The sequence below is a fragment of the Paeniglutamicibacter cryotolerans genome (genome assembly GCF_014190875.1).
Lineage (GTDB): Bacteria > Actinomycetota > Actinomycetes > Actinomycetales > Micrococcaceae > Paeniglutamicibacter > Paeniglutamicibacter cryotolerans.
This window is the reverse complement of the sequence record NZ_JACHVS010000002.1, coordinates 545,239-563,829: the sequence shown is the minus strand read 5'-3', so window position 1 is coordinate 563,829 and position 18,591 is coordinate 545,239. Positions and strand designations below refer to the sequence as shown.

The 18,591-nt window shown below is 61.5% G+C and carries 16 protein-coding genes and 1 pseudogene; 3 read left to right on the top strand and 14 right to left on the bottom strand.

Going from position 1 to position 18,591, the window contains the following annotated elements; genetic code table 11:
• Position 1: 1 nt before the first annotated feature.
• Complete coding sequence (locus E9229_RS15765; RefSeq protein ID WP_183512583.1) at positions 2-1,174, top strand: serine hydrolase domain-containing protein; 1,173 nt, start codon at positions 2-4, stop codon at positions 1,172-1,174.
• A gap of 61 nt (positions 1,175-1,235) precedes the next feature.
• Here the strand turns inward: E9229_RS15765 and E9229_RS15760 are convergent, their stop codons facing one another.
• Positions 1,236-1,967, bottom strand: coding sequence for a lipoate--protein ligase family protein (locus tag E9229_RS15760; protein WP_246380814.1), 732 nt, complete (start codon positions 1,965-1,967; stop codon positions 1,236-1,238).
• A gap of 45 nt (positions 1,968-2,012) precedes the next feature.
• Between E9229_RS15760 and E9229_RS15755 the strand changes: the two genes are divergently transcribed.
• Entirely contained in the window at positions 2,013-2,627 is a 615-nt protein-coding gene (locus E9229_RS15755; RefSeq protein ID WP_312855726.1) for a uridine kinase family protein, read from the top strand.
• 110 nt (positions 2,628-2,737) lie between these two features.
• On the opposite strand, the gene E9229_RS15750 is transcribed toward E9229_RS15755, so the two are convergent.
• The 4 genes and pseudogenes from E9229_RS15750 to E9229_RS19730 all read right to left on the bottom strand — a co-directional run.
• A complete protein-coding gene (locus tag E9229_RS15750; RefSeq protein ID WP_246380813.1) occupies positions 2,738-3,583 on the bottom strand; it encodes a thioesterase family protein in 846 nt (281 codons plus the stop codon).
• A 107-nt stretch (positions 3,584-3,690) separates the two neighbouring features.
• The gene (locus E9229_RS15745) at positions 3,691-4,335 is read right to left on the bottom strand and encodes a hypothetical protein (RefSeq protein ID WP_183512582.1); all 645 of its coding nucleotides are present in this window, start codon (positions 4,333-4,335) and stop codon (positions 3,691-3,693) included.
• A 4-nt stretch (positions 4,336-4,339) separates the two neighbouring features.
• Positions 4,340-5,179 carry an SH3 domain-containing protein gene (locus tag E9229_RS15740; RefSeq protein WP_281369632.1) on the bottom strand — a complete coding sequence of 280 codons (840 nt, stop codon included), beginning with the start codon at positions 5,177-5,179 and terminating at the stop codon, positions 4,340-4,342.
• A gap of 189 nt (positions 5,180-5,368) precedes the next feature.
• Positions 5,369-5,497 (bottom strand): annotated as a pseudogene (locus tag E9229_RS19730) (SH3 domain-containing protein); the annotation flags it as partial.
• Positions 5,498-5,641: 144 nt separating this feature from the next.
• On the opposite strand from E9229_RS19730, the gene E9229_RS15735 reads away from it, so the two are divergent.
• A protein-coding gene (locus tag E9229_RS15735; RefSeq protein WP_246380900.1) for an IS5 family transposase occupies positions 5,642-6,497 on the top strand; the annotation gives its coding sequence in 2 pieces (ribosomal slippage) (positions 5,642-5,950 and positions 5,952-6,497; 855 coding nt in all).
• Here the strand turns inward: E9229_RS15735 and E9229_RS20115 are convergent.
• The 9 genes from E9229_RS20115 to nrdH all read right to left on the bottom strand — a co-directional run bounded on the left by E9229_RS20115 (position 6,472) and on the right by nrdH (position 18,280).
• Positions 6,472-6,804 (bottom strand): SH3 domain-containing protein, encoded by a 333-nt coding sequence (locus E9229_RS20115; RefSeq protein WP_183512580.1) that lies wholly within the window; start codon positions 6,802-6,804, stop codon positions 6,472-6,474. The two genes, E9229_RS15735 and E9229_RS20115, sit on opposite strands and share 26 nt — an antisense overlap.
• A 550-nt stretch (positions 6,805-7,354) precedes the next feature.
• Positions 7,355-9,634, bottom strand: coding sequence for an ABC transporter ATP-binding protein (locus E9229_RS19075; RefSeq protein WP_221184680.1), 2,280 nt, complete (start codon positions 9,632-9,634; stop codon positions 7,355-7,357).
• Between the two features lie 42 nt (positions 9,635-9,676).
• A complete protein-coding gene (locus E9229_RS15715) occupies positions 9,677-10,630 on the bottom strand; it encodes an ABC transporter permease (RefSeq protein WP_246380812.1) in 954 nt (317 codons plus the stop codon).
• The gene (locus E9229_RS15710; protein WP_183512579.1) at positions 10,627-11,571 is read right to left on the bottom strand and encodes an ABC transporter permease; all 945 of its coding nucleotides are present in this window, start codon (positions 11,569-11,571) and stop codon (positions 10,627-10,629) included. The genes E9229_RS15715 and E9229_RS15710 overlap by 4 nt, the downstream gene beginning before the upstream one ends.
• Positions 11,572-11,651: 80 nt before the next feature.
• Positions 11,652-13,514, bottom strand: a complete 1,863-nt coding sequence (locus E9229_RS15705) for an ABC transporter substrate-binding protein (RefSeq protein WP_246380899.1) — start codon at positions 13,512-13,514, stop codon at positions 11,652-11,654.
• Positions 13,515-14,264: 750 nt separating this feature from the next.
• Positions 14,265-15,239 (bottom strand): class 1b ribonucleoside-diphosphate reductase subunit beta, encoded by a 975-nt coding sequence (nrdF, locus tag E9229_RS15700; protein ID WP_183512577.1) that lies wholly within the window; start codon positions 15,237-15,239, stop codon positions 14,265-14,267.
• Between the two features lie 129 nt (positions 15,240-15,368).
• Positions 15,369-17,489 (bottom strand): class 1b ribonucleoside-diphosphate reductase subunit alpha, encoded by a 2,121-nt coding sequence (gene nrdE, locus E9229_RS15695; protein ID WP_183512576.1) that lies wholly within the window; start codon positions 17,487-17,489, stop codon positions 15,369-15,371.
• Between the two features lie 17 nt (positions 17,490-17,506).
• On the bottom strand, positions 17,507-17,986 hold the full coding sequence (gene nrdI / locus E9229_RS15690) for a class Ib ribonucleoside-diphosphate reductase assembly flavoprotein NrdI (RefSeq protein ID WP_183512574.1): 480 nt from the start codon (positions 17,984-17,986) through the stop codon (positions 17,507-17,509).
• 48 nt (positions 17,987-18,034) lie between these two features.
• Positions 18,035-18,280, bottom strand: a complete 246-nt coding sequence (gene nrdH, locus E9229_RS15685) for a glutaredoxin-like protein NrdH (protein ID WP_183512573.1) — start codon at positions 18,278-18,280, stop codon at positions 18,035-18,037.
• Positions 18,281-18,591 lie beyond the last annotated feature (311 nt).

The following is an 18,591-nucleotide window of genomic DNA, read 5'->3' as shown; positions in this document are numbered from 1 at the left end:
AATGACAGCATCACGTGAATCACTTGCCACAGCCCACAACGACGGACTACCGCAGGCCGGCTTCGATGCCCTGGCCGAGGTGTTTTCCCGGCACCTCGCGGCTATCGAGGGAGGAATGTCCTTCTGTGTCTACCGCGAGGGCAGGCCGCTGGCCCGCTTCCACGGCGGCAGCACCGTCCGGCCCGGAGGTTCCCCGGCCGAGGGAGCGGCCGAACCCGGACCCTGGACCCAGGAGACGATGGCGGTGCTGTTCTCCGGCACCAAAGGCGTTGTCGCAACGGTTGCCGCGATCCTGATCGACCGCGGGTTGCTTGATCCGGCGGCGAGCGTCGCCTCCTACTGGCCGGAATTCGCCGCGGCGGGCAAGGAACGGGTCACCGTCGCCCAGGTACTCAGCCATACCGTGGGCCTGGCCTATGTGGATCAGGCGCCCGAAGACCGCTATGACAACCATGCGCAGGCCGCGGCCCTTGCTGCCCAGGAAACCCTGTGGGAACCCGGCACGAAGGTCGCCTACCATGCGTTGACCTACGGTTACCTGACCGCCGAGCTCTTCTTCCGGGTCACCGGCAAGGGTCCCGGGCAGCTATTCCGGGAGCTGGTCGCCGAACCGCTCTCGCTGGAGCTGCATCTGGGCCTGCCCGCGGCCCTTGACGGGCGCCTGGCCACGGTCTTCCGCTCCTCCGACTATGCCATCAGCACCTTCCTGCAAGACCCGGAACGCCGCAAGATCGTTGAACGGATGTACGGGAACTCGCTGACCGGGCCAGGCGATCCGGTCAATTCGGTCGACATGCGCCGCGCCGAGCTGGCGGCCGGCGGGTGCATTGCCACCGCCGATGCCATGGCGGCCCTGTATTCGCATCTTGCCTCGCCCACCCCTGCCCTGGTCTCGCCCGCGACGCTGCGGACCTCGACGGCGACCTGGTCCGAGGGTGTGGACGCCATCAACGACCGGCCGCTGCGCTTCGGACTCGGCTATGAGCTCGCCGACCCGCTGGGCAGCTACGGCCCGGTCACCCCGGCGTTCGGGCACTCGGGGGCCGGCGGCGGGCTCCATGGCGCCTGGCCGGGAAAGAACGTGGGCTTCTCGTTCCTGACCAACGAGATGCAGCCCGAGGACCGGGACCGCCGGGCCAAGGACCTGCTCGCGGCGCTGGCCCGGACCGTCTGATCCATCAGCCCTCGCTTCGCCGGTCCGATGCCGTCGCCGGGCATCGGCCCGTCGAGGGTGATCAGGTCAGTTCCGTTTCCCGGCCGTAGGCGGCCAGCAGCGCATCGCGTACCTGGCCGACATCGACACCGGGCACCAGGTCATCCACTGCACCGGCGGTCGACGGATCCATGGCCAGGCCCAGGTCCTGGTAGACGCCGTCGAGCACCGAGCGGATCGGTGCCGAGTCGTTGACCACGAACACGCTGGAAAAAAGCCAGGCCCCGGCCACTACCCGCTGGGCGGTGCCCACCAGCTTCACCGGCGAACCAAGCCCGGACCCCGGTCCGGGGTTCCCATGCACGCTGAACTCACCGGGGCAGTATTCACCGGCCAGTTCGCCCACGGCGGCGTCCACGCCGAGCGAACGCAGCGCCGAGGCGTAGAGCCCGCCAAGCACCCGGAAACGTTCCTGGTGCCCGAGCATCGCCTCGGAGTGCGGTTCAACATGGTCCACGATCAGCGTCCCGCGGTGGTACGCCGCCGCCCGGCCCCCGGCCTTGCGCACCAGCGGAGCGAAGCCCAGGCGGCCGGCCGTTTCCACGGCGGCGGCGTAGCCGGTAAGGCGCACGTCGCGTTGCCCGAAGGCCAGTGTCGGGTCGGGCCGGTAGAAGCGCAGTGTCGCCCCACGGACACCGGAACGCACCTCGCCCAGCAGCTCGACCCCGGTGTGCAGGTCCGCCGCAGGATCGCCGGAGGCTTCCGCCTCGATGATCCGCAGGGCCAGGCCGGGTTCGGAATTCCACGCACTCATGGCTACGATTCTAGGTCTGCGCGCCCGACACGGAATAATGGGCGGGTGCCTGATACCCAAATGCCCGTCATCCTGCTCGGTGGAGCCTCCGGATCCGGCAAGTCCTACCTCGCCGGAAGCCACGGGCGACCCCACGTGGAACTCGATAACTTCTACCGCGAAATCCACGAGGACACTTCTTCGACGCCGTTGCCCAGGACGCAGTACGCGGAGATCGACTGGGACCATCCGGGAACCTGGAACTGCGCGGCGGCCGTGGATGCGCTGATGGAGCTGTTGCAGGAGGGAACCACCCAGGTCCCCAACTATTCGATTACCACCTCCAGCTACGATGGATTCAGCCGGGTGGACCTCGATGGCGGGCCGGTCATCGCCGAGGGCATCTTCGCCGAGCTCACGCTGGCCCCGCTGCGCGTTCATGGCGTGGAGGTCCGGGCCCTGTACATCGATGTTTCCCCCGTCGCCACGGCGCTGCGGCGCTTCGTGCGCGATGTGCGCGAACGCCGCAAGCCCATCGGGTTCCTGATCAAACGCGGCATCTCGCTGTTCCATGCCGAGAAGTCGCTTCGAGAGCGTTACCTTGCAGCGGGCTTCGAGCCGATGCCCAAGCGCAGGATCAGGGAGTACCTCGAGTCGATGGCCGCCGCTGCGGGACGCTGAAGGCCGGCCGGCCGGGGGTTGACACACGATGGTCTCTGGTCAACGCTTCAACTCATCGACGGGGTCGCTGTCACCAAGACCTTTTTCGTGTTGGAGGCCCACAAGCAGGCCTAAGGCTGGGGCATTGGTTCGATGCCCGGCATCGGTCGGACAGTCAGGATCTGTTCGCTGCGTCCGAAGGGCCCCTCGATATCGTGCAGGACGGCCGATGTCAGGCCAATTCCGTCGTCCCCGTAACTCTGCTGCGCCTCGATGCCCAGCCATTGGCCGACGGGCCCCCGGTACATGTGAATCTGCAGGTCGACGTTTGGGAACATCCACGCCCCCAGCCCGGGCTCCACACGCGGCGCCACACCGTTGGCCGTGTCCACCATGCCCAGCAGCCTGACCATGGCACTGGTTTCAGTTCCCCCGATCATCTCGAAGGGGTTACGCATCCAGACGACACCCTTCCCGAGGCGGTGCGCGTCGGCAACGCGGAGGTCCAGCCCCGCAATATAGCCGCCGGGCCACATCGACTTGCCGGCCCAGGACGGCTGGCCTTCTGGTCGCGCAACGGGTGCATCTTCCAACGCCGCCACGGCCCCGCTGTCCAAGGTCTTGAGCCGCCACGCCCGCGCCAGGATGCAGGTACGTCCCTGTGAGACCATTTCGGCCTCGATCAGTTCAATGGTGCGTCCGGGACGGATCATTCGGGTGACGACCTCGAACTCGCCTCCGTGAATGGTCCCGTGGATATCCAGGCTCACCCGCGCCATGCGCATGTCCGGACGCGGCTGGAACTTCTCCAGTACGGCAACCAGGAGTCCAGTGGCCGGAGCCATGTGCTGTTCATGGGGATTCCAGGCCCCCTGGGCATGCACGGTGGATCGGTATCGACCCTTGCCGAGGTCTTGATAGTAGAAGTTTCCGACAGCCAATTCAGGCAGGTCGTCCTCGGTCATGGTTTTGCTCATCGTGTTGTCCTTTCACACCCGGCGCCCATACCGCACGGCGCTTAGCCGGCCCCGCGTAGACTTTCACTGCCCTCCGCTAGGCTACCCGAAGGTAACCGAGCTCATATTCACTCGCCGAGGGGCCAGGACCATCCGCCGTTTTCCTCCGGGTCGAATACGACCCTCCCGTCGTCGAACGGGACATCGAGCACCACCTTGCCACGGAGCTTCTCCCCCGGGCTGATCAGCGGTGGGGCAAGTTCCTTCTCCGTCAGGCAGCCGAAAGCAGCGGCCGAGGCTACCTCGCGCTGGATCTTCCCGGTCGGTGAGAGCACCGAAAACGCTTCGGCAATCACCGGCATGAAGATGTCGACTGACGATCCTCCCACTTGCTGGGAGATGCTGGCAGCCATGCTCGCTTTCACATCGACGACCAGGAAGTAGCCGTTCTCCGGCTTGAGCATTCCGACGCCGACCCGTGGCGTGCAGCTCGACACCGTCTTGGCCGACAGTACCTCGAACGTGAAGTACGTCTTCCCGTCGTGCTCATCGACAAGCCCGGCCGTCTCACCCCGCTTCTTCGCCACATTGTCGTGCTTGTCGGTCACGACCTTCTTTCCACTGATCGGATCCTGAACAGCAGTATCAGACCCGGCCTGTAATTCAGCCGGAAGCTGGAACATGGTTCCCTTGGCAGCCGGAATGCCGAATCCAAGCCCCACTGCCACGACGCACACCACTGAGAGCAGGGTGATGCGGGCCTTTTCGTGCATGGACCTAGAACCTCTTCAGGTAGTCGCCGGTTGGAACCTTGATACCACTGGTGCGCAGATACTTGCTCATCTTTGCTCCGCCGACGTACGCCCAGACGGTGTTGCCCTCGGTGTCGGTTACCCGTTTGCGCACATAGAGCTGGTTATCAGGCAATTTCGAGGGATCATAGCGTTCATAGGCGTCCAGCCTGGCCACCGTGGAGTTATAACTTCCCCTTTTCAGGGTCATCCGGTAGGAGACGACACCCGTGGCTTGGGATGCTTCGGGAAGAATGTAGGAAAGTCCGTTCTTGTTGTCGATATAGAGGTTGTGATCGACGATCCTGGTCCGTTCTTCACCTGTTGTTTTGCCATGGAGCATGGCGCGGTAGGGACCCTGGCCCGGCCGGAGCGTCCCGTAGACGGCCACCGGAAGCGGCCCGCTCTTGGATAGCCCGGTATTTGCGACCCAGCCATGGCCCTTGGATGTAGTGACTTCCGACCAGGCCCCGGATATGCGATGGTGGATGACCTTTTCCCATGACGGAAGCGTGCCGAGGCTGGCCTTCGCGACGGAGGGTCCCTTGCGCAGGTTCACGGATCCGGTGGTCCATCTATATGATTTGGCGGCCGGGTCCGTGTCGCTCAACTGGGCGGCCAGTACCCAGCCTGTTCCCGCATCGGTCTTGACCTGTCGCCACGAGCCCTTCTTCTTGAGGTACTCGACCCGGGTCTTCGCATTGATCAAATCCAGCAGCTTCGCGTCCGCATCAGGCTCGGTGCGGACGGAGGCCTTTGCCGTCGTCCAGTTGTAGATTTTCGGTTTTGACTTGGGTGCGGATTCACCGAGATCATTGGAATCCATCCAACCGAAACGCGATCCAATCCCCACCCGGGACCAGCTGCCGACCGTTTTCAACAGCTCGACCCTCGAACCCTTGGACACCTTGAACAGCACGTCGGAGCTGGCCTCGGCCTTGGCGAGAACGCTGCCTGCCACCTGGGCGTAACGGTAGAGCTTCGGCGCCAGGTTCGCCACGGTCTTCAGGTAGTCGGCGGAGACCCATCCGGTCTTCAACTGGTAGCTGACCTTGATCCATGTGCCGGTGGACGCCAGCACGGTCAGCTTGGTGCCCTTGGGAATCAACACCATGGCCTTCGCTGAGACATCGGCTTTGGCCCGTAAATTGACGTTGGCAGTGGCCTGCTTAGTGGTCTTCGGCCTAGGGCGTGTCTCCTAATCTCCGGTAGCCGGTTTTGAGAGGATGAACGGGTGAAATCCCGATACGCCGTTTTCTCCGATGACCAGTGGGAACTGATTGCCCCGATGATGCCCAGCTCCACGGGCAAGGCCGGACGACCGTTCAAGGACCACCGGTTGATCACCGAGGGCATCATCTACCGCTACCGGGCAGGCATCCCTTGGCGTGACCTGCCCGAACATTTCGGCTCGTGGAAAACTGTCTGGAAGCGCCACCGCCGCTACAGCAACGACGGCACCTGGGACACCGTCCTGGGTGCCCTGCTCAGCCGTGCCGACACGCAGGGCCTGATCAATTGGGAGGTGTCGGTGGATTCCACGGTGAACCGTGCCCACCAGCACGGCACCAACCTCACCCGTGACACAGGGGGAACTATCGAATTACAAGAATCTTCTCGTTGAGCCGGCCGATCATGCGATTGGCCGGTCCCGCGGCGGACTGACCACCAAGATCCACGCCCTGGTCGACGGAAACCGTAGGCCACTGGTGCTGATACTCGGCCCTGGGCAGGGCGGGGATTCGCCGATGTTCGCAAACCTCATGGACGCGCTGAAGGTCGAGAAGACCGGGCCCGGCGCGGCCAGACGGCGACCGGAGCGGGCCATGGCCGACAAGGCGTACTCCTCACGGGCCATCCGTAAATACCTGCGGGAACACGGAATCCAATGCGTGATCCCTGAAAAGGAAGACCAAAAGGAGAACCGCAAGCGCAGGGGTTCGGCCGGCGGGAGGCCGGTGACCTACGACAAGGAAGCGTACAAACGCCGCAATGTCGTGGAATGCAGCTTCAACACGCTGAAGCAGTGGAGGTCACTAGCCACCCGCTATGACAAACTCGCACTGACCTACCGCTCGGCGGTGATGTTGCAGGCGGTGGTCATCTGGAGCGCGGCCATTACGACATTAGGAGACACGCCCTAGGGGCAGGCACGGTCTTCATGAAATCCCCCGAGGCCCATCCGGTCTTTGATTTGTAGGTGACTTTGATCCACTTGCCAGAAGTCCCCAATACCTTCAGTTTGGTCCCCCGGGGAATAGTCAACAGGACCTTTGAGCCGGCGCTGGCCTTCGCCCTCAGGTTCAGGTTGACGTTGGCCTGCTTGGTGATCGGCGACGCCGCCGCAGGCAGAGCCAGCTGAAGCCGGCCGGCGGACGCCGGGAGGACGACCGGGGCCGCGGTTGCCGGGTCGCCGGACGCCGCCGCAACGAGAAGGAATGACAATGCCATGACGGATGCCGCCACCTGGTTGAAACGGGCAAACGGAGAGGCTTTCCTCCTCAACGTGCACTGATTTCGTGGTACTTCGTTCATGCGTGGCACTTCTCCCCTTGGTCCCGATGGACCGCTTTCAATTGACATAGCGATGGTCCAAAAAGCCTCAAACAAAAAAGTACCGAATCCGCGGAGACGGGAAATCCTCCTCTGTATCCTTACCATGTCGGCGGTTCATTTCAACTTGCCACGCTGGACACACCAAGGGCAGCTACCGTCGCGCTTGGATTTCCAGGGGGATCGCCGGTGCCGTGAGTGCTGACGGGCACCATCTCGCAGATGGCGTTGGCCGCTGCGCATTCCGGGAAGGCCCGTGGGACGAATTTCCGGCTCATCGCCTTCGGCTAGGCGGCCAAAGAGTGGACCGAATGCAGCATCGTATCAGGGCAGGAACCAGTGAATCAGGCGCCTGCACCCCGCGTGACGGGCACCAAGAAGCCCATTCGCCGTGGAACACTTCCCACAGCAGCAACACCTTGCTGCCCGGAACGACTACCGCTTCAACTTACACGGGGCCCGGAGTAGCAACCGTGTCCCCGAGGACATCGACCGCTGCGTACCCGTCGATGGGGAAGTGGCATGCCGTCAGGTGCGGAACCGTTCCCCTGGCTGCAGCAAGGTCCGTGGCATCGGCCACTGCCTGGGCGGAGATGGGCTCTGATCCCCCTCCGGGCTGCAGCAGGGGCACCACCCTCGCGCAAATGTCCTGTGCCATCGGGCAACGTGTGCGGAACCGGCAACCGCTAGGCGGGTTTATGGCCGAGGGCAGTTCTCCGCGCACGCCCAATTTGGCCTTCTGCCGTTCCACGATGGGATCCGGGATGGGGATCGTGTCGATGAGCCCGCGCGTGTAGTGGTGCTGCGGCCGGGAGTAGACCTCTGCCGCGGGTCCCACTTCAACCATCCGGCCCAGGTACATGACGGCGATGACATCGGAGAGGTACCGCACCACGGACAGGTCGTGGCTGATGAATAGATAGGTCAACTCGCGGTCCCGCTGCAGATCCTTCATCAGGTTCAACACCTGTGCCTGGATGGACACATCCAGCGCGGACACCGGTTCGTCCGCCACGATCAGGCCCGGCTGCAATGCCAGGGCCCGAGCCAGTCCGATCCGCTGACGTTGACCGCCTGAGAATTCATGCGGGTACCTTTCGGCTGCACGCGCAGGCAGTCCGACGGCGGCCAGCAGCTCGTCAACCCTTTCGTTGCGGTCGGATGGAGTGCCGACATGCTGAATATCCAGGGGTTCACGCAGGATCTGCCGCACGCGCATCCGCGGATCCAGCGACGCATAGGAATCTTGGAACATGAACTGGACGTTCCGTCGGCCCTCCTTGGCCTCCTTGCCGCGCAGCTTGCTGATCTTCCGACCACGGAACAGGATATGGCCGTCGGTGGGTTCCTCGAGCCCGACCACCAGGCGCCCGAGGGTCGTTTTGCCGCATCCAGACTCCCCCACCAGCCCCAGCGTGCTGCCGCGCGGTATAGCCAGCGTCACGTCGGCCACGGCGCTGACATCGCCCACATGCCGGCGCAGGATGGCCCCTGCCGTCACCGGGAAGTCCTTCACGACCGACTGGATCTGCAGCAACGGCGTCCCGTCGGCCGGAATGAATGTCCGCGGTGCGACCCAGGATCCCAGATCGGCCTCGGCTGCCCCCTGCGCCGCAGGTTGCTGGCCCTTATCAGGTCCGGTGCCTTGTACGGCGTCGGAGAGATCCGTTCCGGCCTCAAGCTCGGCGGCCTCCACCCGGGCCAGCTCCGGAACGACAGTGCGCAGGTCCACCTGCTCGGGTACGGCCAACGGCGTGGTGCGCGGCACGAAGCAGGCATACTCCTGCGGGCCTGCTGCTGTCTGGAAGGTGGTCACCGGTGGCACCATGGTGCGGCAGAGGTCTACGGCAAAGCGGCAGCGAGGTGCGAAGCGGCACGCTGGCGGTGGTTCGGTCAGATCCGGCGGCAGGCCCGGAATCGAATACAGCCGCTCCCCGGTCCCGGCGGCACGCTCTGGCAGCGCCTCGAAGAGGGCGTCCGTATAGCGGTGCTTCGGAGCCAGGAACAGCGTATGAACGTCGGCCATCTCAGCTATCTTGCCGGCGTACATGACCACAACCCGGTCGGCATTTCCCGCGATGACGCCGAGATCGTGCGTCACCAGGATCATGGCCATGTTCAGTTCGACGCGAAGCCTGGAAACGAGCTCCAGGATCTGCTTCTGCACGGTGACGTCCAGGGCTGTCGTGGGCTCGTCGGCGATGAGCAGCTTGGGCTGGCAAATCAGCGCCATCGCTATCATGACGCGTTGACGCTGACCACCGGAGAGCTGGTGTGGGAACTGCTTGATCCGCTCGGCCGGGCTGGGGATGCCGACCAGCCCGAACATCTCCACCACTTCCTTCAGGGCGGCCGCCTTGCCCATGTTGCGGTGCAGCATCAACGGCTCGGCGACCTGTTCCCCGATCGTCTGCACGGGGTTCAGGGAGGTCATCGGGTCTTGGAAGATCATGCCGATGTCACCGCCGCGGATCTCGCGCAGCCTCGGCTCCCCCAGCTGGACCAGGTCCTCGCCGTCAAAGATGATTTGGCCGTTAGTGATTTGTCCGCCCGGTGGCAGCAGCCGTTCGATGGACATGGCGGTCATGGTTTTGCCGCTGCCAGACTCCCCCACCAGGCCTAGGCATTCCCCGGAATCGACGTGCATGGTCACATGGTCCAGCGCATGCACCACCGATTTGCTGAGCCGGATATCAGTGCTGAGATCGCGAATCTCCAAGAGCGGCATGTGTGGCCCTCCAACCAGGGATGGTGTGTTTGACGACGCCGATCAGCGCCGCTGTAGCCGAACTTCGACGGAGTCCCTGAGCCCGTCGCCGACCAGGTTGACCGCCACCACCACGATGATGATGGCGAACCCCGGCGGGTAGATCAGCCACCAGTAGTTGGTGAAGACGAATGCCGTACCGTTGCTCAGCATCCCGCCCCAGTCGGTGGCCGGCGGCGAGATGCCCAGCCCAAGGTATCCGAGGTAGGCGATCAGGAGAATTGCGTCGGCCACTTGGAAGGTGGCGTTGACGATGACGGTGCCGATGACATTGGGCATGATGTGCCGCAACACCGAATGCCAGGACGAGCCGCCCATGACCCTGACCGCTTGGACGTATTCCCGCACCCGCAGCGTCAGTGATTCACCGCGTACCAGGCGGGCCGGAACCAGCCAGGCAGTCAGCCCGAGCACGAAGATCATGACGGGAATACTTGGCCTGACGATGGTGACCAGGAAGAGCAGCAGGAACAGGATGGGGATGGACAACAGAGCATCGACGAGGCGCATCATGATCGAATCCACCCAGCCGCCGAAGAATCCGGCAATGGCCCCCCAGACGGTGCCGACCACGGTGGCGATGACGGCCGCGGAAAACCCGATCGTCAGCGATGCTTGACCTCCGGCCATGAGCCGGCCCAGCTGGTCGTAGCCCGTTTCATCGGTGCCCAACGGGTGCCCGGGTCCGGGTGGCAGGTTCACGTTGAGCAGGTTTACCGTGACCTGGTCGGTTGGGTAGATCACCGGGCCCAGGAAGCAGAACAGAATGGCAAGCACGAGCACGACGAGCCCAACAATGGCCAGTTTGTTCTGGATGAAAACCTCGAAACCGAGGCTGAACATGCTCTTGGCCTTACCGACGGGCAGTCCCGTGGCAGCTAGCGGCACAACGGCCCCGTGCCTGTCTTCAAGATTTGCCGGAACCGATTCTTCGGCTCCGGGACGGATTCTTGTCATAGTTTCACCCTCGGATCAAGCACTGCAAGGGAAATGTCGGCCAGGAGATTTCCAGTCACTGTGGCGAAGGCTGTGATCATGACGACACCGAGTTCCACCGGATAGTCGGAGGCCTGAGCTGCCTGCCAGAATAGCAAGCCCATCCCCGGAAAGTTGAAGATCGATTCGGTAATGAGTGCCCCGGCAAAGACCGCCGGAATGGAAAGTCCCAGAAGCGTGATGATCGGGATCAGCGCGTTGCGCAATACATGATGATAGAGCACCCGGGTAGGCCCGGCTCCTTTGGCTTTCGCGGTGCGCACGTAGTCCTGATCCACGTTGTCAAGGACAGAGGAGCGCATGTAGCGGGAGAACCCGGCAATGCTCAGCAGGGCCAAGGTAACGATAGGCAGAACCATGGCATCGAATTGGGCAAAGATTGGCACCACGCCATTGGCTTGCGGCGCCTCAGGCGGAAACCAACCCAGCTGCTGGGAGAAGATTTCGATCATGATCAGACCAATGAAAAACGTTGGTGCAGCGTAGAAAACGAAGGCCAAGCCGGTGGCGATATAGTCGAAAGGCTTGTTCCGGCGCACCGCTTGAAGGATGCCCAGCGGCACCGCCACAACCACTGTCAGGACCAGCGAGAGCAGGCCTAAAATAATCGTCTTTGGCATGCGCTGGACCAGCAGCGAACTCACCGACTGGTTCAGCTTGATCGAGAAGCCGAAGTTGCCTGTCAGCCACTGTCCCAGTTGATGGAAATACTGCACGATCAGTGGCTTGTCATATCCGTTCTGAAGGTTGAACTCGGTAATCTGCAGATCGGTTGCGCGCGGTCCTAGAATCGCCCGGGCCGCCCCACCTGGAAGCTGGTGCAGCAAAATGAATACGATGACAGTCACCACCAGGACGACCACGATGGCCTGCAGAAGGCGGCGGAGAATATAGCCGATCATGTGACCCGCCCCACGGACGGGGTGTCGTGCGACTTCATACTTTCCGCCACCTTCACTAGCATTTCACTGCGGCCGGAGCCTCAGTAGTGCCATTCCTCGGGGGAAATTGAGCCGTACGGGTTCTGCGGCGTGGCGCCCTTCAGGGCATTAGCGATCAATGTCAGGCTGTAGGTGTAGTTCGGTTGCCACACCACGGGGACGTCCTTGGCAAGTGCGTCCTCATACGCCTGCATCACTGCGGTACCACTTTTCGTGGTTGTTGCCGCGATCAGCTTGTCGACCGCGTGGTTCGAGTATCCGCCACTGTTCGAGCCGGCGCCCGTCTGGAAAAGCGTTTCACCGGTCGGGTAGAAGTCGGGTGCGTATACCCAGCCGCCACCCCAGTTGCCCATTTCCCAGGTGCAGGTCGCCCCGCTGCAGGGAACGGCCGTGCCGGTGACAGTATTGAACGGTGCCGAGGTGATATTCAAGATGATGCCGGCCTGGGCTGCATTGGACTTCATGGATTCCATGGCAGTGGTGATTGTTTGTTGGCCGCTGGCATAAAGCAGGTTGAACTCCAGCGCCTGTCCTGAGGCGATTCCAGCACCGCATTCACCCGCCGCCGTTCCCGGTTTCGTACACGTGGCTGCAGAGCCTGCTGTGACACTCCAGCCGTTATCGGTCAGGTACTTTGTTGCGGTAGCGATGTCGAACGGATACGGATTATTCTTCTCAATCGCGGAGATCAACGGGCTGTCGGGGAACAGTGGCACTGGCCCCGTCGTCTCGAAGCCGTAGTTCTTCGCCGCAGTAGTGAGAATGCCCTGCTGATCCACTACCGATTGCATGGCCTGACGGAAGTACAACTGCTTGAAAATCGGACCAACTTTGGGGTTATTGTAGTTGATCGGGAAGTAGTTGATCCCGTAGAGATTCCACGGCGCCAAGGTGTAGTTTTCACTCAACGGGTTGGGCCCGGCCTGGTCTGGCGTGGTGTTCGTCGGCCTTGGATCGGTCAAGTCTTGGGTAGGAATGTACCCGACATCAATAGTCGACGCTCCGCGCAGTACATTGAACTCCGCTGAATCCGTGGTGAACGGCACCTCGATGAATTCCTTCAGCGACGGCTTGATCGGTCCGGAGTACTTCTCGTTCGGTACGAAGGTGATGTTTCCATCGGAACTGAAGCTCTTGAGCATCCAGGGGCCGCTGACCGTCTGCCACAGCGGGTTAGTTGCATAAGTGGGCAAGTCCTCGGATTGGCTCACCATGTACTTGTACACGGCCGCACAACCGGACTCGTTCGTCGCACAATCGCCCTTGGTGTCTGTGGCCGTCATGTCCCAGGCCGGGGGCATCGGCGTAATTTGTGAAATCTGGTTGTACAGGAACCACTGCTCGCTGTAGGCCTTGTCAGTGTTGAAGACAATAGTCTTGGCATCGGGAGCGGTGGCCGAGACGATGTTGTCGGGGAACTGTCCCGGCACGTAAGCAGCAAAGTTAGTCTTTTCGGCCTTCGCCATGTTGTACCAGAACATCACGTCGGTGGATGTGATGGGATTGCCGTCGGACCAGTTGTAGTCCTTGAGTTTGATAGTGACCGTCTTACCACCGTTGCTATAGACGGGCTGATCAGCCAAGCTCAGGGAGTCGTTGACCTCGGCCTTCCCCTCGTTGCCGAACCAATACAGCGGACGGAACATCAGCTGCTGGAGATTCGAGATGTTCGTCAACGAGAAATCGGCAATGGGCGTAAAGGGCCAAATCCAGTTGGGAACCGTATTGGGTGGCAGCGCAAAGGTGGCGGTATTCGCTGCTTTGCCCGGCGCGGTGTCCGATGTTCCGTTCGACGTATTATTTCCCGAGGTGCACCCCGTCAATGCCAAAAATGCTATCGCTATAATTCCAATCAACCGGGGCTTGGGCTTCCAAGCCCCTCCATGAGTTCGCAGATCCTTCATCACGTGCCTCCTGCCAGAGCCCACGGCGGAGATCAATCTGGTCGGCGCGGGACTCCTAGGCAGAAGTGTAGGCCGAATTCTGTCAATTCACACGATGGTTCCTGCCCTTGTTTTCAGCTGACCGATCCGGTTTTCCGGTACGCACCATGCACCATCGTCGATCCGGGCCCTTCGTCCTATCCGGTCAGGCACTGCCGAGAACAGTCCCGCGTAGAGCTCGCCACTGACTGCTGACCTGCCTCACCTGCTGATTCGGCCGAGTTTGGCTCCAGAACCCCAGCGGAATACGGGATGAGACAGACGCCCCGGATGTCCACCGAGAACTTGCGGAAACGTTGCTTTTCGACGGCTCGATTACCTACCGGATAACGATGACCCACGCCAGATCGGGCACCACCAGCAGCCACGCCACCGCCCCAGTGACGGCCATAATGGCAGTGAAACCCGCACCGAGCCCTCGGCAGTGGCCTGCCCCGGATGCCGTGATCCGGGACTTGAGTAAGGTTCCGCAGGCGTGGAAGACCCTGGCAAGCGTGATCAGAATAATGGCTGGTACAAACATTGTTGATCCCACCCACGTGACTCCGGCGCCGCATCTCCCACAGCACGGATGCGCGACCGGCCCGCCGCTTGCCCCGCAGTTCGTCAGCAGGAAAAGGACTCGGGCCCGGAAAGCCAAATGGCCGCAGGTCCGCCACGAGGGCGGGCCGACGGCCAACTGGTTTGTTGCTGACGAAGCGTGGGAGGAGCTTAGAATTCCCAGTCTTCGTCTTCAGTGTTCACGGCTTTGCCGATCACGTAAGAGGAGCCTGAGCCGGAGAAGAAGTCGTGGTTCTCGTCGGCATTCGGGCTGAGCGCCGAGAGGATCGCCGGATTCACATCAGTGACGGAGGCCGGGAACATGGCCTCGTATCCGAGGTTCATCAGCGCCTTGTTGGCGTTGTAGTGGAGGAACTTCTTGACGTCCTCGGCCAGGCCGACGGAGTCGTAAAGATCGTGGGTGTACTGTACTTCATTCTCGTACAGCTCGAAGAGCAGCTCGAAGGTGTAGTCCTTCAGTTCCTGCTTGCGTTCCTCGGAGAGGCCTTCCAGACCCTTCTGGAACTTGTAGCCGATGTAGTAGCCGTGGACTGCCTCATCGCGGATGATCAGGCGGATCAGGTCTGCCGTGTTTGTCAGCTTCGCCCGCGAGGACCAGTACATCGGAAGGTAGAAGCCCGAGTAGAACAGGAAGGACTCGAGCAGCGTCGAGGCGATCTTGCGCTTGAGCGGGTCGTCACCGTAGTAGAAATCGGTGATGATCTTCGCTTTTTTCTGCAGGTTCTGGTTCTCGACGGACCAGCGGAAGGCCTCGTCGATTTCCTTTGTAGAGCAGAGCGTGGAGAAGATCGAGGAGTACGACTTCGCATGGACGGATTCCATGAACGCGATGTTCGTGTAGACGGCTTCCTCGTGCGGGGTGATCGCATCCGGGATAAGCGACACGGCGCCGACCGTGCCCTGGATGGTATCCAGCAAGGTCAGGCCGGTGAACACGCGCATGGTCAGCGTCTGCTCGTCGGGGGTCAGCGTCGCCCAGGACTGGATGTCGTTGGACAGCGGGATCTTCTCCGGCAGCCAGAAGTTATTGACCAGGCGGTTCCAGACTTCAACGTCCTTGTCGTCCTGGATGCGGTTCCAGTTGATGGCCTCGACGTGGCTGACAAGCTTGAGCTTCTCCGTCATTCCGTCTCCTTCATGTGAATCTCATTGAGTGTGTGGGTGCGGGGCACGCCGGTGGATTTCAGTCCCATCGGCGCCCCCGGGGTTGGCGGGCATCGCTGCCCGCCAACAGATACTGCAGGGTGATTCTGCTTACAGCATGCAGCTGACGCAGCCGTCGACCTCGGTACCTTCAAGGGCCAGCTGGCGCAGACGGATGTAGTACAGGGTCTTGATGCCCTTCTTCCACGCGTAGATCTGCGCCTTGTTGATGTCACGCGTGGTGGCGGTGTCCTTGAAGAACAAGGTCAGCGACAGGCCCTGATCGACGTGCTGGGTGGCAACGGCGTAGGTGTCGATGATCTTCTCGTAGCCGATTTCGTAGGCATCCGCGTAGTACTCGAGGTTGTCGTTGGTCAGGTACGGGGCCGGGTAGTAAACCCGTCCGATCTTGCCTTCCTTGCGGATCTCGATCTTTGCCGCCACCGGGTGGATGGAAGAGGTCGAGTTGTTGATGTAGGAGATCGAACCGGTCGGCGGGACCGCCTGCAGGTTCTGGTTGTAGATGCCGTGCTCCATGACCGAGGCCTTCAGCGCGCGCCAGTCGTCCTGGGTCGGGATCTGAATCTTGGCGAACAGCTCGGCGACGCGTTCGGTCGCCGGAAGCCATTCCTGCTCGGTGTACTTGTCGAAGAACTCGCCCGAGGCGTACTTCGAATCTTCGAAACCGCCGAACGTTTCCTTCTTTTCGATGGCGAGCAGGTTCGAGGCCCGGATCGCGTGGAAAAGCACCGAGTAGAAGTAGATGTTCGTGAAGTCCAGGCCCACCTCGGAACCGTAGTGGACGCGTTCACGAGCCAGGTAGCCGTGCAGGTTCATCTGGCCCAGGCCGATGGCGTGCGACTGCAGGTTGCCTTGGGCGATGGACGGCACCGAGTTGATGTAGGACATGTCCGAGACGGCGGACAGCGCACGGATCGAGGTCTCGATGGAGCCCCCGAAGTCCGGTCCGTCCATGGTCTTGGCGATGTTCATCGAGCCCAGGTTGCAAGAGATGTCCTTGCCGATGGTCTCGTAGCCCAGGTCCTCGGTGTATTCCGAGGCGGTGGAAACCTGCAGGATCTCGGAGCAGAGGTTGCTCATGGAGATCTTGCCCTTGATCGGGTTGGCGCGGTTTACCGTGTCCTCGAACATGATGTACGGGTAGCCGGACTCGAACTGGATCTCGGCCAGGGTCTGGAAGAACTCACGGGCGTTGATCTTGGTCTTCTTGATGCGGGCATCATCGACCATCTCGTAGTACTTCTCCGACACGGAGATGTCCGAGAACGGCACGCCGTAGACGCGCTGCACGTCGTACGGGGAGAAGAGGTACATGTCCTCGTTCTTGCGGGCCAGCTCAAAGGTGATGTCCGGGACCACGACGCCCAGTGACAGGGTCTTGATGCGGATCTTCTCGTCGGCGTTCTCGCGCTTGGTGTCCAGGAAGCGGTTGATGTCCGGGTGGTGGGCATGCAAGTACACCGCACCGGCACCCTGGCGGGCACCGAGCTGGTTGGCGTAGGAGAAGCTGTCTTCGAGGAGCTTCATCACCGGGATGACGCCAGAGGACTGGTTCTCGATCTGCTTGATCGGTGCACCGTGCTCGCGGATGTTGGTCAGCGAGAGGGCTACGCCGCCGCCGCGCTTGGAGAGCTGCAGCGAGGAGTTGATGCCGCGGGAGATCGACTCCATGTTGTCTTCAACGCGGAGCAGGAAGCAGGAGACGAGCTCGCCGCGCTGGGCCTTGCCGGCATTCAGGAACGTCGGGGTGGCTGGCTGGAAGCGGCCGCCGATGATCTCGTCGACCAGGTTCATCGCCATGGCCTCGTCGCCGCGGGCCAGGTGCAGGGCAACCATGCACACGCGGTCCTCGTAGCGTTCCAGGTAGCGCTTGCCGTCGAAGGTCTTCAGCGTGTACGAGGTATAGAACTTGAAGGCGCCAAGGAAAGTCTCGAAGCGGAACTTCTTGGAGTATGCGCTGCGGTACAGGTCGCGGATGAAGTTCATCGTGTACTGGTCGAGGGTTTCCCGCTCGTAGTACTCGTGCTTCACCAGGTATTCGAGCTTCTCGTCCAGGTCGTGGAAGAAGACGGTGTTGTTGTTGACGTGCTCCAAGAAGTACTGGCGCGCGGCAGCACGGTCGGCATCGAACTGGATCTCGCCGTTGGGCCCATAAAGGTTCAACATGGCGTTCAGCTCGTGGTAACCCAGGCCCTGGAATGCGGCTGGCATTTCCTTCGAATCCTGTTTCACAGTTGATTCTGCGACTTTCGTGTCCAAAAGACTTCCAATCCTTCGCTTACGCGGGCAACATCCTCGGGCGTGCCCATGAGTTCAAATCTATATAGCAGCGGAACCTCACACTTGGCGGCGATCTTAATGGCCGCCAAGCAGTACGTTGTTCCAAAATTTGTGTTTCCGGCGCCAATGACACCGCGCAGGAGCCGCCGGTTCCGCTCCTCGTTGAGGAAACGGACGACCTGCGGGGGAATCGATCGTTCCCCTGCCTCCCCACCATACGTGGGGAGGACCAAGACGAACGGTTCGGTGGCCACCAGCGGCGGTTCGCTTGCGTACAAGGGGATCCGCGAGCAGTCCTGCCCAAGCTTTTCCATGAACCGCTTGGTATAGCCGGACACCGAGGAGAAATAGATCAACCGGTCGCTCGTCGTCGCCTCCGGTGTCGATTCGGCCTCCCGCCGCGGCGGAGCCAACGAAGGACTAGACATCGCGACCGCCTCGATTTCCTTTGGCTGGTTGGTGCTGGGGTGGCTTGGTTAGGCCACGGAGGAGGTAACGGCCAAGGCCAGTTCCTCGATCTTATCCGGGCGGAAGCCGGACCAGTGATCGGCGTCGGTGATGACTACCGGGGCCTGCATGTAGCCCAGAGCGCGAACGCGCTCCAGGGCATCGGGATCCTGGGAGATATCGACGCTCTGGTACGTGATCCCCTTCTTATCCAGTGCTCTGTACGTTGCGTTGCACTGAACGCATGCTGGTTTGGTGTAAACCGTGACGGTCATGACCCTGATCCCCTCGTGCAAAAAGTTTAAGTATTTAGGTGTTGCCGGCCGCCTACTTCCACCTGCTCAGAACAGTGTGGGCTTGGGGCACCGCTTCTAGACGAACTATCTATGTCCGCGCATGGTTGGGATTCCTGCGAATCCCATCATTTTCATGGTTTCCACGTATGGCCTCGCCAGCGGTTTCAATACTACATCTAGTGCATGACTCCATCTTGAACCCCAAGATGATGTATTACAAGAGGGTGATTCCCCCGCAAGGGGATCCACATGGACTGTGGATAATTCGTCCGGTTTAAACCGCGAGAACA